At 65.8% G+C, this 14,942-nt stretch carries 9 protein-coding genes; 6 read left to right on the top strand and 3 right to left on the bottom strand.

Annotated elements, in window-relative coordinates; genetic code table 11:
* Nucleotides 1-327: 327 nt before the first annotated feature.
* Nucleotides 328-1,089: an SDR family NAD(P)-dependent oxidoreductase gene (locus J2Y55_RS22145; RefSeq protein ID WP_310158037.1), complete on the bottom strand. Its 762-nt coding sequence runs from the start codon at nucleotides 1,087-1,089 to the stop codon at nucleotides 328-330.
* Nucleotides 1,090-1,228: 139 nt separating this feature from the next.
* On the opposite strand from J2Y55_RS22145, the gene J2Y55_RS22140 reads away from it, so the two are divergent.
* From J2Y55_RS22140 to glgX (J2Y55_RS22130), 3 genes are all read left to right on the top strand, one after another.
* The gene (locus J2Y55_RS22140) at nucleotides 1,229-1,408 is read left to right on the top strand and encodes a hypothetical protein (protein WP_310158036.1); all 180 of its coding nucleotides are present in this window, start codon (nucleotides 1,229-1,231) and stop codon (nucleotides 1,406-1,408) included.
* Between the two features lie 158 nt (nucleotides 1,409-1,566).
* Nucleotides 1,567-4,044, top strand: a complete 2,478-nt coding sequence (locus J2Y55_RS22135) for a glycogen/starch/alpha-glucan phosphorylase (protein WP_310158034.1) — start codon at nucleotides 1,567-1,569, stop codon at nucleotides 4,042-4,044.
* Nucleotides 4,045-4,049: 5 nt separating this feature from the next.
* Nucleotides 4,050-6,050, top strand: a complete 2,001-nt coding sequence (gene glgX / locus J2Y55_RS22130; protein WP_310158033.1) for a glycogen debranching protein GlgX — start codon at nucleotides 4,050-4,052, stop codon at nucleotides 6,048-6,050.
* Nucleotides 6,051-6,159: 109 nt separating this feature from the next.
* On the opposite strand, the gene glgX (J2Y55_RS22125) is transcribed toward glgX (J2Y55_RS22130), so the two are convergent.
* Nucleotides 6,160-8,247 (bottom strand): glycogen debranching protein GlgX, encoded by a 2,088-nt coding sequence (gene glgX, locus J2Y55_RS22125; RefSeq protein ID WP_310158032.1) that lies wholly within the window; start codon nucleotides 8,245-8,247, stop codon nucleotides 6,160-6,162.
* 221 nt (nucleotides 8,248-8,468) lie between these two features.
* Here glgX (J2Y55_RS22125) and glgA point away from each other — a divergent pair, with 221 nt between their 5' ends.
* Nucleotides 8,469-10,001 carry a glycogen synthase GlgA gene (glgA, locus tag J2Y55_RS22120; protein ID WP_310158030.1) on the top strand — a complete coding sequence of 511 codons (1,533 nt, stop codon included), beginning with the start codon at nucleotides 8,469-8,471 and terminating at the stop codon, nucleotides 9,999-10,001.
* Nucleotides 10,002-10,052: 51 nt separating this feature from the next.
* Here glgA and J2Y55_RS22115 read toward each other — a convergent pair whose 3' ends face one another.
* On the bottom strand, nucleotides 10,053-10,325 hold the full coding sequence (locus tag J2Y55_RS22115) for a DUF2934 domain-containing protein (protein ID WP_310158029.1): 273 nt from the start codon (nucleotides 10,323-10,325) through the stop codon (nucleotides 10,053-10,055).
* 185 nt (nucleotides 10,326-10,510) lie between these two features.
* Between J2Y55_RS22115 and glgB the strand changes: the two genes are divergently transcribed.
* Both glgB and malQ read left to right on the top strand, forming a co-directional pair.
* On the top strand, nucleotides 10,511-12,724 hold the full coding sequence (gene glgB / locus J2Y55_RS22110; protein WP_310158028.1) for a 1,4-alpha-glucan branching protein GlgB: 2,214 nt from the start codon (nucleotides 10,511-10,513) through the stop codon (nucleotides 12,722-12,724).
* Between the two features lie 130 nt (nucleotides 12,725-12,854).
* Complete coding sequence (malQ, locus tag J2Y55_RS22105) at nucleotides 12,855-14,918, top strand: 4-alpha-glucanotransferase (protein WP_310158027.1); 2,064 nt, start codon at nucleotides 12,855-12,857, stop codon at nucleotides 14,916-14,918.
* The last annotated feature ends 24 nt before the right edge of the window (nucleotides 14,919-14,942 follow it).

The following is a 14,942-nucleotide window of genomic DNA, read 5'->3' as shown; positions in this document are numbered from 1 at the left end:
GTCCAGAAAACTCGGCTGCCCTGAAACCCGGTGCATCGCGATCAATCCCCTTTATCCAAAGGGAATCACGACACTGCCGGTTATGCAAAGGTCTCTGTAAGGAGAGGGGCAGGGGTGAGGGGTCGGCCCCTTGACCAGTTGCGTGGAAGCCTCACAGCGGTTGGCGCACGGCCAAAACGTCAAACGGCCTACCCCTCACCCTGCCCTCTCCCACCAATCTCGGGCTTGCCCGAGATTGGCAGAGATATTGACCCAAGTCGGAAACATCCGACTTGGATTGGAGAGGGTTCCCGGCGGTTCCAAGCCTCACTGCCACCGTGACGTAAACTACAGCCCGCTGACCAGATGCCCGCCATCGACAGCGATGACCGACCCGGTCATGAAGCGCGAGGCATCGGCGCAGAGCAGCAGCAGCGCTCCGTCGAGATCGCCGAGATCGGCGGCGCGGCGCATCGGGATGCGCTTGATCAGCGCCTGTCCCGGCTCGGTCTCGAAGAAATCGCGGTTGAGATCGGTGATGACATAGCCTGGCGCCAGCGCATTCACCCGGACTTTGTGGCGCGCCCATTCCAGCGCCAGCGCCTTGGTGAGCTGGATCAGGCCGGCTTTCGCCGCCGCGTAGGGCGCGACCGAGATCGCGACCCGCTCGCCCAGGATCGAGGCGATGTTGACGATCGCGCCGCCGCCATCCTGCTTCGCCATGATCCGCGCCGCGGCCTGCGCGGCAAAGAAGCAGCCCTTCAGATTGACATCGAGATGCGCATCCCATTGCGCCTCGCTCAGCTCGAGCGCGCGTTCGGGCTCGGCGACGCCGGCATTGTTGATCAGCACGTCGAGCCCGCCCATCGCCGCACTCGCCTCGGCAAGCCCGGCCTCGATCGCAGCGACGGAAGCGACATCCAGGGCAAGCGGCCTCACCCTACCGGGAAGGCCTTCGCAGGCCCGCGCCAGCGCGCTCAACCGGTCGAGCCGTCGCGCTGCCGCCACGACCTCGGCGCCCTGCCCCGCCAGCAGCGTGACGAAATGCGCGCCCAGGCCCGACGACGCGCCCGTCACCAGCACGCGCTTGCCCTTCAGATCCTCGAACATGCCGGTTCCCTGTTTCCATCCCCGTAGCGAGGGGACACCGCGAAGCCGGGCGGGTCAACAGCCCGCCCGCTGACCTGGAAAGGAACTGTCCGGGCCGGGGCGCGTTGATCGTAATGGGTAGACATGGGAGGGATAGTTGATGTTCCGGCTTCTTTTGATCATCGCGGTTCTCGCGATCGGCTATGATGCGGTTGTGCATCAAGGCGCCTATACGCGTAGCGCCTGGACCAGCATCGTCGGCCTCGCCGATTCAGCGGTGACCAACGCCAAGAACATGAGCGGGGCAGCGCGCGAGGAACCCCGCAGCCAGACCAACTGAGCGGAGTGCATCCGCGAAAAGCCGGCAGCCGGATGGTCGCCGGTTTTCATCCGCTTGGCCGAGCCCCTGCGAAAGATGCTGCAGTGCGGTGGTTTCGGCTGGACTTGATCGGGCGTTGCCTCGACACTCGCGGCAGCGAAACAGCCGGGATTCCACGCTTGACCGAGACAGTCTCCGAAGCAAGGCCGGCATCCGCCGTTGAATCGAAAGATCTGGTCGAAACGCTCAAGGCCGAGATCGTCAGGAAGCTGACCTATTCGCTCGGCAAGAATCCCTCCGTCGCGCAGCCGCATGATTGGGTGACCGCAGTCATCCTCGCCGTGCGCGACCATGTCGTCGATGTCTGGCAACGCTCGACCCATGAGAGCTACCAGACCGGCCGCAAGCGGGTTTACTATCTCTCGCTCGAATTCCTGATCGGCCGCTCGCTCGCCGACGCGCTGAACAATCTCGGCCTCACCGGTCCGGTGGCGCAGGCCATGGCCGATCTCGGCGTCGATCTCGGCGCGATCGAGACGATCGAGCCCGACGCGGCGCTGGGCAATGGCGGCCTGGGGCGCCTTGCCGCCTGCTATCTTGAGGCCATGGCCTCGACCGGCGTTCCCGCGCTTGGCTACGGCATCCGTTACGACCATGGCCTGTTCAAGCAGGTGATCGACGCAGGCAAGCAGGTCGAGGTGCCCGAGGACTGGCTCTCCTTCCGCAACCCCTGGGAGTTCGAACGCCGCGAAAGCGCCTATCAGATCGGCTTCGGCGGCTCGGTCTCCGGTACGGAGATGCCGGGAGAGGTCGTCTGGGAGCCGGAAGAGACAGTCTTCGCCGTCGCCTATGACACACCGATCATCGGCTGGCGCGGCCGCGACGCCACCACCTTGCGGCTCTGGCGCGCCCGCGCCATGCACCCGCTGAAACTCGACGCCTTCAACCAGGGCGACCTCATAGGGGCCGTGGCCGAGCGAAACCGCGCCGAGGCGATCTCCAAGGTTCTGTATCCGAACGACTCGACGCCGGCCGGACAGGAATTGCGCCTGCGCCAGGAGTTCTTCTTCACCTCGGCCTCGCTGCAGGACCTTGTGCGCCGGCACTACCGCCAGTTCGGCGAGCTCGACAACCTGCCCGACAAGGCCGCGATCCAGCTCAACGATACGCATCCGGCGCTCGCTGTCGCCGAACTGATGCGCCTCCTGATTGACGAGCGCGGCCTCTCCTGGGAGGACGCCTGGACGATCACCAACGGCACGATCTCCTACACCAACCACACCCTCCTGCCCGAGGCGCTCGAGACTTGGCCGGTGGCGCTGATGGAACGGCTCTTGCCGCGCCACATGCAGATCATCTTCGGCATCAATGCGCGCTTCCTCGACGGCGTGCGCCGCTCGACCGGCGGCGACAAGGTCGAGCTTTCGACGATCTCGCTGATCGACGAATCCCATGGCCGGCGCGTGCGCATGGCTCATCTCGCCTTCGTCGGCTCGCATACGGTCAACGGCGTCTCGGCCCTGCATTCGCGCTTGATGCAGGAGACGGTCTTCGCGCCGCTCCATGCCATCTTCCCCGACCGCATCACCAACGTCACCAACGGCATCACGCCGCGGCGCTGGCTGCTCAGCGCCAATCCGGGCCTGACCAAGCTGCTGCAGGATGTCTGCGGCCCAGGCGTGAGCGACGACATCACCCAGATCCATAAGCTCGCGGCTCATGCCGGAGATACCGCCCTGCATGAGCGCCTGGTCGAAATCCGCCGCCAGAACAAACTGAAGCTGGCGCAGGTGATCCGCCAGGAGACCGGCGTCGCGGTCGATCCTGCGGCCCTGTTCGACGTGCAGATCAAGCGCATCCACGAATACAAGCGCCAGCTGCTCAACATCCTGGAGACGATCGCGCTCTATGACGCGATCCGCTCCGAGCCCTATCGTGACTGGGCACCGCGCGTGAAGATCTTCGCCGGCAAGGCCGCCTCCAACTACGGCACGGCGAAAGCGATCATCAACCTGATCAACGACGTCGCGAATGTGGTGAACAACGACATCACCACCCGCGACCGGCTCAAGGTCGTGTTCCTGCCGAACTACAATGTCAGCGCAGCCGAAATCATCATTCCCGCCGCCGACCTCTCCGAGCAGATCTCGACTGCCGGCATGGAGGCATCGGGCACAGGCAACATGAAGTTCGCGCTCAACGGCGCACTGACCATCGGCACGCTCGACGGCGCCAATATCGAGATCGGCGAGCGCGTCGGCGCCGATAATATCATCATCTTCGGCATGACCGCAGAAGAGGTCGAGGCCGCCAAGCGCGATCCGCGCCCGACTGAGGAGGTCATCCGCTCCGCCCCGCATCTCGAAGGCGTGCTCGACGCCGTCGCCGGCGGCGCCTATTCGCCGCGCGAGCGCGACCGCTATCAGGGCCTCATTGCGGGCCTGCGCGCCAATGACTGGTTCATGGTGTTGAACGATTTCGAGAGCTATCGTCAGGCACAGCGCCGCGTCGATGCGCTCTGGACCGACCAGGCGGGCTGGTGGAAGAGCTCCATCATCAACACCGCTCATTGCGGCTGGTTCAGCGCCGACCGCTCGATCCGCGAATATGCCGAGCGCATCTGGCATGTGCCGGCGCGCCCGGCGCCGCAAGGCTGACCCGCTTGGCCGAGGCCCGGCGGCTCGCGCCCTGCGCCCTGCCGGCGCGGATGGGCGCGAGCATCACGCAGGACGGCGTCGCGTTCGCTGTGTTCTCGCGCAATGGCGACAGCGTTCAGCTCTGCCTGTTCGACGATGACGGCGAGCGCGAGATTGCGCGCCTGCCCCTGCCCTGCCGCAGCGGCGACATCCATCACGGCCTGCTGCCGGGCGCGAAACCCGGCCTGCGCTACGGCCTACGTGTCGAAGGACCCTGGCAGCCCGAACGCGGCCACCGCTTCGATGCGACCAAGCTGCTGGTCGATCCCTATGCGACGCTGATCGACCGGGCCTTTCGCTGGGATCCCGCCTTGGCGACTCCACCCTCGACTGGGGCAGACACTGCCGCACTCGTACCACGCTGCATCGTCGTGCGACCCGAGCCAGCCCAGATCAGGCCGGGGCGGGAGCGGGCGCCCGCCTTCATCTACGAACTCGGCGTCAAATCCTTCACGATGCGCCATCCCGGCGTCCCGCAGCCCCTGCGCGGAACCCTGGCGGCGCTCACCGCCGAGCCCGTCCTCCACCATCTGCAACGGCTCGGCGTCAGTCATGTCGAATTGATGCCGGTCGCGGCCTGGATGGATGAGCGCCATCTGCCGCCGCTCGGGCTGAGCAATGCCTGGGGCTACAACCCGGTCAATTTCTTCGCGCTCGATCCGCGCCTCGCTCCCGGCGCCGAAGCCGATCTGCGCGCGCTCTGCGCGACCTATGCGCAGGCTGGCATCGGCGTCATCCTCGACATCGTCCTCAACCACACCGCCGAGAGCGACGAGCATGGCGCGACGATCTGCCTGCGCGGCCTGGATAACGCCGTCTATTACCGCCACGCCACGGACGATCCAGGCAAGCTGATCAACGACACCGGCTGCGGCCATACGCTGGCGCTCGACCGCGCGCCGGTTCTGCGCATGGCGACGGATGCGCTGCGGCATTGGCGGGCCTGCGGCGTCGCGGGCTTCCGCTTCGATCTCGGCACGGTGATGGGTCGCTCCGATATCGGCTTCTCAGCCGAAGCGCCGCTGTTCGCCGCTATCCTGCAGGACCCCGACCTCGCCAATGCTCTGCTCATCGCAGAGCCCTGGGACATCGGCCCCGGCGGCTACCAACTCGGCGAATTCCCCGCTCCCTTCGCCGAATGGAACGGCCGCTATCGCGACGATGTCCGCCGCTTCTGGCGCGGCGATGAAGGGGCGGCAGGCGCGCTGGCGACGCGTTTGTCGGGCTCGGCCGACCTCTTCGCCAGTCGGCATCGCGGGCCCAATGCCAGCATCAATTTCCTCGCCGCCCATGACGGCTTCACGCTCGCCGACCTCGTCGCCTACGCTGCCAAGCACAATGAGGCCAATGGCGAGAGCAACCGCGACGGCGACAATGACAGCCACAGCTGGAACAACGGCATCGAAGGCGCCAGCGACGACGCGGCGGTGAAGGCCGCGCGCGATCGCGACATCCGTGCGCTGCTGGCGACCCTGTTCCTCTCGCGCGGCATTCCGATGCTGACGGCCGGCGACGAATTCGGCCGGAAACAGTTCGGCAACAACAACGCCTATGCCCAGGACAATGACCGGTTCTGGCTGGATTGGCAGGGAGCGGATCAGGAGTTAATCGCCTTCGTCGCCCGGCTGGCCGCCCTGCGCGAAGAGTACGCCCTGATCCGTGGCGAGAGCTTTCTGACAGGGCAGCCTTCGGAGGGCTCGGAACGTCCGGATGCGACCTGGATTCACGCCGATGGGACGCCCCTTGCCGACGCCGACTGGCGCGGGCTCGATATTTTTGGGCTGCTGCTTACAGGCCCCGATAACGCCGTGCTGATCGCGTTCAATCGCCGAGATGAACCGGCAATCTTTGTGCCGCCGGACGCCTTGGCGCGAAGAGCCTGGCGCCAAGTCTTCTGCAGCTCCTCCGCCGGAGAAACAGCCCAGCTGCAGCCACGCAGCGTTTTGCTGTTTGCAGAGACCTCCTGACCTACGCCGCCGTTCCTTGGCGAAGCCCTCGGGTCCGATCTTCGATCGGCCCAAGGATAAACTCCGCGCAGAGCTGAGAATCTCTGATCAGATCTGCTCAGGTGCCCGCTTACATCAGTACGATCAGGGACCTTGCCGAGAGCGTCAGTTCGCTCTCGGCCTTCAAGCCCTTGCGCCCCTCATCCGAGCCTGGTCCGGTCTCGGTGTCGAGCACAACCGACCAGGCCCCCTGCTTCACCCGCGTCGGCAACTTGAACACCACCTCGCCGTCGAAGGCATTGAACAGGATCAGCGCCTCGTCGCCGCCTTGCTCGACGTCTGGCGTGTGCATCAGGAGCCCGATGGCGCGCACGCCCTCATCGTCCCAATGCTCCTCTTGCTGGTCGCCGCCGGCCGGGTTGACCCAGCGCAGCACGCAGCCATCGCGGAAACTGGCGCGCCGGAAGATCGCGTGCTCTGCGCGCAAGCTGGTGATGCGGCGCACGAAGGCGGTCAGCGCCTTGTCGCGCTCGGTCAGCTCGTCCCATTTGATCCAGGCGAGCTCGTTGTCCTGGCAGTAGACATTGTTGTTGCCATCCTGCGAATGGCCGAGCTCGTCACCTGCCAGGATCAGCGGCGTGCCATGCGAGAGCAGCAGGGTCGCGAGCAGATTGCGCTTCTGGCGTTCGCGCGCGGCAATGACGCTCTCGTCATCGCTGGGTCCCTCGACGCCAAAATTGAAGGACAGATTATGCCCGTGCCCGTCCTGGTTGTCCTCTCCGTTCGCGTCATTGTGCTTCTCGTTGTAGGAGACGACATCGTTCAGCGTGAAGCCGTCATGAGCAGTGATGAAGTTGACGCTCGACCAAGGCCTGCGCCCGCGCAGATCATAAACATCGCCTGAACCCGTCACGCGCGCCGCGAGATCGCGGATGATGCCCTCCTCGCTCTTCCAATAGGCTCGCGTGGTGTCGCGATACTTGTCGTTCCACTCGGCCCAGCCGGGCGGAAAACCACCGACCTGGTAGCCTCCCGGCCCGATGTCCCAGGGCTCCCCGACGAGCTTGACCTTGCGCAGAACCGGATCCTGGCCCATCGCATCGAAAAAGCCGCCGCGTTGGTCGAAGCCGTGCGGCTCACGACCCAGGATGGTGCCGAGATCGAAGCGGAACCCGTCAACCTCCATCACCTCGGTCCAGTAGCGCAGCGAATCCAGCACCATCTGCAGCACGCGCGGATGGCTGGTGTTGACCGTGTTCCCGGTGCCGGTGTCGTTGATGTAGAAGCGCGGCTCGTCGGGCAGCGTGCGGTAATAGGAGAAGTTGTCGATGCCCTTGAAGGAGAGCGTCGGGCCGAGCTCGTTGCCCTCGGCCGTGTGATTGTAGACGACGTCGAGAATGACCTCGAGGCCGGCATCGTGGAATTTGCGCACCATGTCGCGGAAGGACGCCAATCCAGCCCGCCCCTCGTAGCGCTGCCCGGGCGCGAAGAAGCCGATCGTGTTGTAGCCCCAGTAATTGGTCAGGCCCTTGGCGACGAGATGGTGGTCGTCGAGATAGGCATGGATCGGCAGAAGCTCGACCGAGGTCACGCCAAGGCTCTTGATGTAGTCGACGATCGCCTGTTGCCCGAGCCCGTCGAAAGTTCCGCGCATATCCTCGGGCACCGCCGGATGCAGCTTGGTGAAACCGCGCACATGAGTTTCGTAAAAGATCGTCCGATCCCACGGAATCAACGGTTTGGCCGGCGCCTGCGGATCGGCGAACAGATCGCAAACCACGCATTTTTGCGTGAACGGCGCACTATCGAGCTCGCTGAAGCTCAAATCCTTGTCGACCTCGGTGTTGACGTCATAGCCGTAATGGGCGTCGTTCCAGGCGATATCGCCGGCATATTCCCTGGCATAGGGGTCGAGCAGCAACTTGTTGGGGTTGAAACGGTGACCCTCTTCCGGCGCAAAACGGCCATGGACGCGATAGCCATAGCGTTGCCCCGGCCTCACGCCCGGCACATAGCCGTGCCAGACCTCATTGGTATATTCCGGTAGAGTGATACGGGCGATCTCGCTATGCCCGCTCTCGTCGAAAAGGCAAAGTTCGACGCGCTCGGCAGACGCCGAAAACAGCGCGAAATTCGTACCGCTTCCGTCGAAGACCGCGCCCAGATCTCCCGCTTGCCCAGCCTCGATATCGAAGCGCGCGCCATTATTGTCAGCCATGCCTGCCCTCTCGGCGGAGCAGGCGCGGCGGCGGTCGCAGCGGCAGCTGCTCCTTATCCGCCGCATCGTGCGTTACACCTGCCGCGACATCTGCAACGTCTCCCCGCCCAAGCAGTTCCCGGGGATCGGCCCGGAATTTGCATCAATATTTTGCATTGCAACATGGAACTTTAATCTTTCCGAAGTGTTCTGAAATCAGCGTTCAGGCGGGAATTGCGACGATGTCCGAAGTGCCTATGCAGGCCGTGATCGACACCAGTTCAGCAACCTCCGGCCACGCCTTGACCTATGCTGCGGCAGTCAAGGATGGAGTCCCCGATCCCCGTTCCGTCCTGCCGTCGGCCACCAGACTTCTCTTCGTCACCTCGGAGATGGGCGACTTCATCAAGGCCGGCGGCCTCGGCGAGGTCTCCTCGGCCCTGCCGCGCCAATTGCGCGCGCTCTGCGATGTCCGCGTCCTCATCCCCGGCTTCAGGAAGGTGCGCGCTGCCAAGCCGTCCATGGACATTGTCGCGCAGTTGCCGCGCACGGCAAGCCTGCCGCCCTGGTCGCTCGGCCGCTTCAATACGCCTGACGGACTTACCATCTACGCGGTGCTATGCGACGAGCTCTATGACCGCGAAGGCTCTCCTTATGGCCCCTTCGCAGGCGGCGACTTCACCGACAACGATATCCGCTTCGCCAGGCTGTCATTGGCCGCAGCCGAGATCGCGGCGGGCGAAGCCGATCCCAACTGGAAGCCCGACATCATCCACGTCAATGACTGGCCCTCGGCCTTGGCGCCGGGCTATCTGCGCTGGAAGGGGCTCAGCACCCCCTCGATCCTGACCATCCACAACCTGGCTTATCAGGGGCTCTACCAGCCGGCGCGCATGAGCGCGCTCGGCATTCCCGACCTCGCCTTCTCGGTCAACGGCGCCGAATTCCACGGCAAGATCTCCTTCCTGAAGACCGGCATCTTCTACGGTTCACATGTGACCACGGTGAGCGAGACCTATGCCCGCGAGATCACCACCGCAGAGCATGGCTGCGGCCTCGAAGGACTGCTCAAGACGCGGATGGACGAAGGCCGCCTGACCGGCATCGTCAACGGCATCGACGATAGCTGGACCTCGCCGATCGCCGGAGAAAAGACGCCTACGCGTTTGATCCGTCAGTGGAAGCAGAAGAACGCGACCGATATCCGCCAGACCTTCGATCTGCCGCAATCGCGCGGCCCGCTGTTTTCGATCATCTCCCGCCTCGTCCACCAGAAAGGCATCGATCTGTCGATCGAGGCGGCCGAGACCATCGTCGCCAATGGTGGCCAGCTCATCGTCACCGGGCGCGGAGAGCCGCGATTGGAGGACGCGATCGAGCGGCTCGCCCGGCAAAATCCTCATGCCATCGCCGCCCGCATCGGCTTCGACGATGCCGAGGCGCGGCGCATCTTCGCCGCCAGCGATTTCCTGCTGATGCCGTCGCGCTTCGAGCCTTGCGGGCTCAGCCAGATGTACGCTCAGCGCTTCGGCACGCTGCCGATCGCCTACCGCACCGGAGGATTGGTCGACACCATCGAGGACGGCCTCTCCGGCTTCCTGTTCTCCTCGCCGACCGGCGCCGGGTTGACCGCGGCCGTGACGCGCGCCTTGCAGGCATTCAAGACGAAGCGGGCCTTCAAGCAGATGCGCGAGCACGCCATGGCCAAGCGCTTCGACTGGGCACGCCCGACCCATCGCTATGCCGATGTCTATGCCAGGGCCCTCGCGGCTTGAATTCACCCGCTCTTTGGCTCGCCGGACACAAGCCCTGGCGCGCTTTCCCGCTCAGCCCTTCCTGGCGGGCGCGGCCTTGGTTGCTGCTGTCTTGGTTGCAGCTGTCTTGGCGGGTGGCGCGGCTTTGGCCGAGGCTTGCGCGATGGAGACGGGCGCCTTGCCCTTGGTCGCATTGCCCTTGGCCGCGGGCTTGGCCTTCGCAGCCGCGCTCGCTGCGACGCGCGCTTCAGCCTGCCGCCAATGCGCCAGATCGCGCCCCTCGGGCTTTCCCTCCGCTTCCCAGATCGCATAAGCGGTGTCACGAACGATCTGTTCTCGGCTCATCGCATGTCTCCCTGTCGCGCGCCGCCCGCGCCATGTGTCAACCGCAATTGCAAAGCTTGGTTCCATGTCCAGCGCGGCACCGAACACAATCACTCCAACGCGGAACGCAACGTGACTCTGTTGCGTTGCATCATCGAGAATTCCGAACCCTCTGTGGGGTCCGGTTCACGATGGGACCAGGATAGATGACGCGCCAGATTCAGCTCCGCCTCCCCAGCCTGCCGGCGCGCGATCTCGCCCTTCTGGACGAGGGCCGCCACCCCGATGCCTTCGCCGTGCTGGGCCGCCATACCGTGGGCGACGTCACTGTCGTGCGCGCCTTCCTGCCCGGTGCGAACTATGCCGAACTCCTCGCCGGCGAGGAGCACGGCGCGGTCGCCATGATCGGCCAGGGCAACGGCCTGTTCGAGGCGCCCGCCCCTGCCGAGGGGCCATACCGGCTGCGTGTCGCATGGCCTGGCGGCATCACCGAGAGCGCCGACCCCTACAGCTTCGGCCTGCTGCTCTCCGAAGACGACATCTATCTCTTCGCCGAGGGCCGCCATTTTGACCTCGCGACGCGGCTCGGCGCCAATCTGCGCATGATCGACGGCGTCGAGGGCGTGCTCTTTGCCGTCTGGGCTCCCAACGCCTCCCATGTCGCGGTCGTCGGCGATTTCAACGGCTGGGACGGCCGCCGCCATCCGATGCGCCGCAGGCTCGGCCCAGGCGTCTGGGAGCTGTTCATCCCCAGCGTCGAGGCGGGCGCGGTCTATAAATACGCGATCACCGCGGCCTCGGGCGAACACCTGCCCTGGAAGGCCGACCCGCTGGCCCGCCGCACCGAGACGCCGCCGCGTACCGGCTCTGTCGTCGCCGCTCCCGCCGAGTTCAACTGGAGCGACGAAGCCTGGCTCGCACATCGCGAGCGCGCCCACCCGATGGCAGAGCCGATGGCCTGCTACGAGGTCCATGTCGGCTCCTGGCTGCGCACGGAATGGGGCCAGATGGGCTCCTGGGACGAGGCGGTCGACCGGCTGATCCCCTATCTCCAGCATATGGGCTTCAGCCATGTCGAATTGATGCCGATCACCGAGCATCCTTTCGGTGGCTCCTGGGGCTATCAGCCGCTGGGGATGTACGCCCCGACCGCACGGCTCGGCCCGCCCGAGGCCTTCGCCCGCTTCGTCGATCGCTGCCATGCCGCCGGCATCGGCGTGATCCTCGACTGGGTGCCGGCGCATTTCCCCTCCGACGAGCACGGGCTCGCTCGCTTCGACGGCAGCGCGCTCTACGAGCACGAGGATCCGCGCGAGGGCTTCCACCGCGACTGGAACACGCTGATCTACAATGTCGGCCGGCGCGAGGTGCGCGGCTTCCTGATCGCCTCGGCGCTGTGGTGGGTCGAGACCTTCCATCTCGACGGCCTGCGCGTCGATGCAGTCGCATCGATGCTCTACCGCGACTACAGCCGCCTGCCGGGCGAATGGGTGCCCAACCAATATGGCGGCCGCGAGAATCTGGAGGCCGTCAGCTTCTTCCAGGAACTCAACACGCTGATCGGCGCGCGCGGGCGCGGCGCAGTCACCATCGCCGAGGAATCGACGGCCTGGGCCGGCGTAACCTCGCCGGTCCACCATGGCGGGCTCGGCTTCCATTTCAAATGGAACATGGGGTGGATGCACGACACGCTGCGCTTCTTCGCGCGTGATCCGATCCATCGCGGCCATCATGGCGACGACGTCACCTTCGGGCTGCTCTACGCCTTCTCCGAGAATTTCGTGCTGCCGATCTCGCATGACGAGGTCGTGCACGGCAAAGGCTCGCTGCTCTCGCGCATGCCGGGCGACGACGGGCAGCGTTTCGCAAATTTACGCCTCTGCCTGGCGCTGATGTGGAGCCATCCCGGCAAGAAGCTGCTCTTCATGGGCTGCGAGTTCGGAGCCGATGAAGAGTGGAACGTCGACGCTCCCTTCCCCTGGCCTCACCCCGACGACGCGCGACGCCGTGGCGCGATGCAACTCGTACGCGATCTCAATGCGCTCTACCGTTCTACGCCCGCCCTCCACCGCCTCGACCATGCGCCTGAAGGCTTCGCCTGGGTCATTGCCGACGACCGCGCCAACTCGGTCTTCGCCTTCCGCCGCTCGGGCGGCGCGGACACGCCCGACATCCTCGTCGTCGCCAACATGACGCCGGTGCCACGCCACGATTATCGCATCGGCGTGCCCAGGAGCGGCCTCTGGCGCGAGCGGCTCAACAGCGACGCGGGTGTCTATGGCGGCGCCGATATCGGTAATGGCGGGCAATGCCGGACGAGCCCAGCCGCTCGGCATGGCCAGCGCCAGAGCCTGTCGCTGACGTTGCCGCCGCTCGGCCTGCTCGTGCTCGAGCATGACAGCGCCGGCCGCCAGGGATGATGCTCATCCTTCCAAACACCGCGCCGCCATCCCGGACGCAGCCCTCGGGTCCGGGATGGCAGTGCGATTATGAGGATAAACGGCAGGGTCAAAAGCCTGACGCCGTGACAACTCTCTTGCGGAGACTTCGATGAGCGACGAAACCCTGCGCCAGCTTGCGGCCAAGGCCGGCGTTGCGCCGCAGTGGACAGACCAGACCGGGGCGGAGCGCGCGGTTACACCCGAGAGCCTGCGCGCCATCCTGTCGGCGCTCGGCCTGCCGGCCGACGGCGATTCGGCCCTGCGCAACTCGCTCTCGATGCTGGAGAGCGGTGTGAATGCGGCAGCGACCTCGCGCTTCACCACGGCGCGCGTCGGCCAGCCGGTCAGCCTGCCACTGAGCGCACCGGGCGGGACGACGGTCGAGATCATGCTTGAGGGCGGCGCGCATCGTGTCGTGACCTCCGAGGAGGGCTATGACGGCGCTTTGACGCTGCCGGCCTTCGCCGAGCCCGGCTATCATACCGTCCGGACCTCGGAGGGCGATTTCTCCGTTGCGACCGCACCCGAGCGTTGCATCACCTTCGCCGACCTGAATGCGGGCGCCCCCGGCTGGGGGCTGGCGGCCCAGATCTATTCGCTGCGAACAGCCGGCGATGGCGGCATCGGCAACTTCGCCGGCGTCGCGGCCTTGGGCCGAAGCGCCGCCAGGCAGGGAGCCGATGCCTTGGCGATCAGCCCTGTCCATGCACTCTATGGAGCCGAGCCCGCCCTCTTCAGCCCCTACTCGCCCTCCACGCGCCTGTTCTACAATCCGCTTCACGCCGCCCCCGCAGCCGTTCTTCCAGGCGAGCTGATTCAGGCTGTGATCGCGAAGCTCGGCCTCGCCGACGAAATGGCGAAGCTCGGATCCCTGCCGCAGGTCGACTGGCTTGCCGCGACACCCCAGCATTGGACGCTGCTGCGCGCGCTGTTCGACGCCCTGCGCGATCCCGCCTGCACGGCCGAGGCTCCGCGAGCCGATTTCGAACGCCATCTGGCTGAGGCCTCGCCACTTCTGAAGGCCCATGCCGTCTTTGAGATCTTGCACGCGGCTGAGCTGCGCCGCGACCCGGCCGTCAGGAACTGGCGCGACTGGCGGTCGGCCTATCGCGATCCCGACAGCCCCGAAGTCGCCGCCTTCGCCGCCGAGCATCAGGACGAGGTCGCCTATCAGATCTTCCTGCAATGGCTGACCGGCCGCTCCTATGGCGAGGCTCAGCGGGTCTGCCGCGAGAGCGGCATGAAGGTCGGGCTCGTCGCCGATCTCGCCATCGGCATGGACGGCTCCGGCAGCCATGCCTGGAGCCGCCAGCATGAGGTGCTGGGTGGCCTCAGCATCGGCGCACCGCCCGACTATTATGCGGCGGAGGGGCAGAACTGGGCCCTGACCACCTTCTCGCCACGCGGCCTCGCTGCATCGGGCTTTGCGCCCTTCATCGAGACGCTGCGCGCGAGCCTGCGCTATGTCGGCGGCATCCGCATCGACCATGTCATGGGCATGAGCAGGCTCTGGCTGATCCCCGAAGGCGCAGGCGCGCTTGACGGCGCCTATGTCAGCTTCCCCACTGAGACGCTGTTTCGCCTGATCGCGCTCGAATCCTGGCGGCACAAAGCGATCGTCATCGGTGAGGATCTCGGCACGCTGCCGAACGGCTTTCGCGACGACCTGCGCGCGCAGGGCGTCGCCGGCCTGCGCGTGCTGCGCTTCGAGAAGACGCAGCACAGCTATGTGCCGCCCGAACAATGGGATGCCGGTGCGGTCGCCCTGACCACGACCCATGACCTGCCGCCCACCGCCGGCTGGTGGGCCGGGAGCGATCTCGACCCGCGCGACGACGGCGGCGACCAGGAAAGCGTGCGCGCCTGGGATCGCGGCGTGCTCTGGGCTGCCTTCCAGAATGCCGGGCTGGTCGAGGGCGAGCGTCCGGCTCCCGACGATACGGACCCGGTGGTCGACGCCGCCATCCGCTATATCGCCAGGACGCCCTGCACGCTGAAAATGCTGCCGGTCGAGGACGCGCTTGGCATCAGGACGCAGCCCAACGTGCCCGGCACGACGACGGAGAAGCCGAACTGGCGGCATCGGCTCGACGGCGAGGCGGGGCAGCTGCTCGATGATCCGAGGGTGCAGGCAAAGTTGCGCCATCTCGGCCCGCCGCGCGAGGAACCATGACGCACTATCCGTCATTGCGAGCGA

Source organism: Allobosea sp. BE125, assembly GCF_031456075.1.
Classification (GTDB): domain Bacteria; phylum Pseudomonadota; class Alphaproteobacteria; order Rhizobiales; family Beijerinckiaceae; genus Allobosea.
Note: the sequence above shows the minus strand (reverse complement) of the source record. Positions and strands in the feature narration are given on the sequence as shown.

Bases quoted from the DNA above. Each gene is read 5' to 3' on its own strand.
- J2Y55_RS22115 (WP_310158029.1), bottom strand. From the start codon at position 10,325: ATGAGCCGAGAACAGATCGTTCGTGACACCGCTTATGCGATCTGGGAA.
- glgA (WP_310158030.1), top strand. From the start codon at position 8,469: ATGTCCGAAGTGCCTATGCAGGCCGTGATCGACACCAGTTCAGCAACC.
- glgX (WP_310158032.1), bottom strand. From the start codon at position 8,247: ATGGCTGACAATAATGGCGCGCGCTTCGATATCGAGGCTGGGCAAGCG.
- malQ (WP_310158027.1), top strand. From the start codon at position 12,855: ATGAGCGACGAAACCCTGCGCCAGCTTGCGGCCAAGGCCGGCGTTGCG.
- J2Y55_RS22140 (WP_310158036.1), top strand. From the start codon at position 1,229: ATGTTCCGGCTTCTTTTGATCATCGCGGTTCTCGCGATCGGCTATGAT.
- glgB (WP_310158028.1), top strand. From the start codon at position 10,511: ATGACGCGCCAGATTCAGCTCCGCCTCCCCAGCCTGCCGGCGCGCGAT.
- J2Y55_RS22145 (WP_310158037.1), bottom strand. From the start codon at position 1,089: ATGTTCGAGGATCTGAAGGGCAAGCGCGTGCTGGTGACGGGCGCGTCG.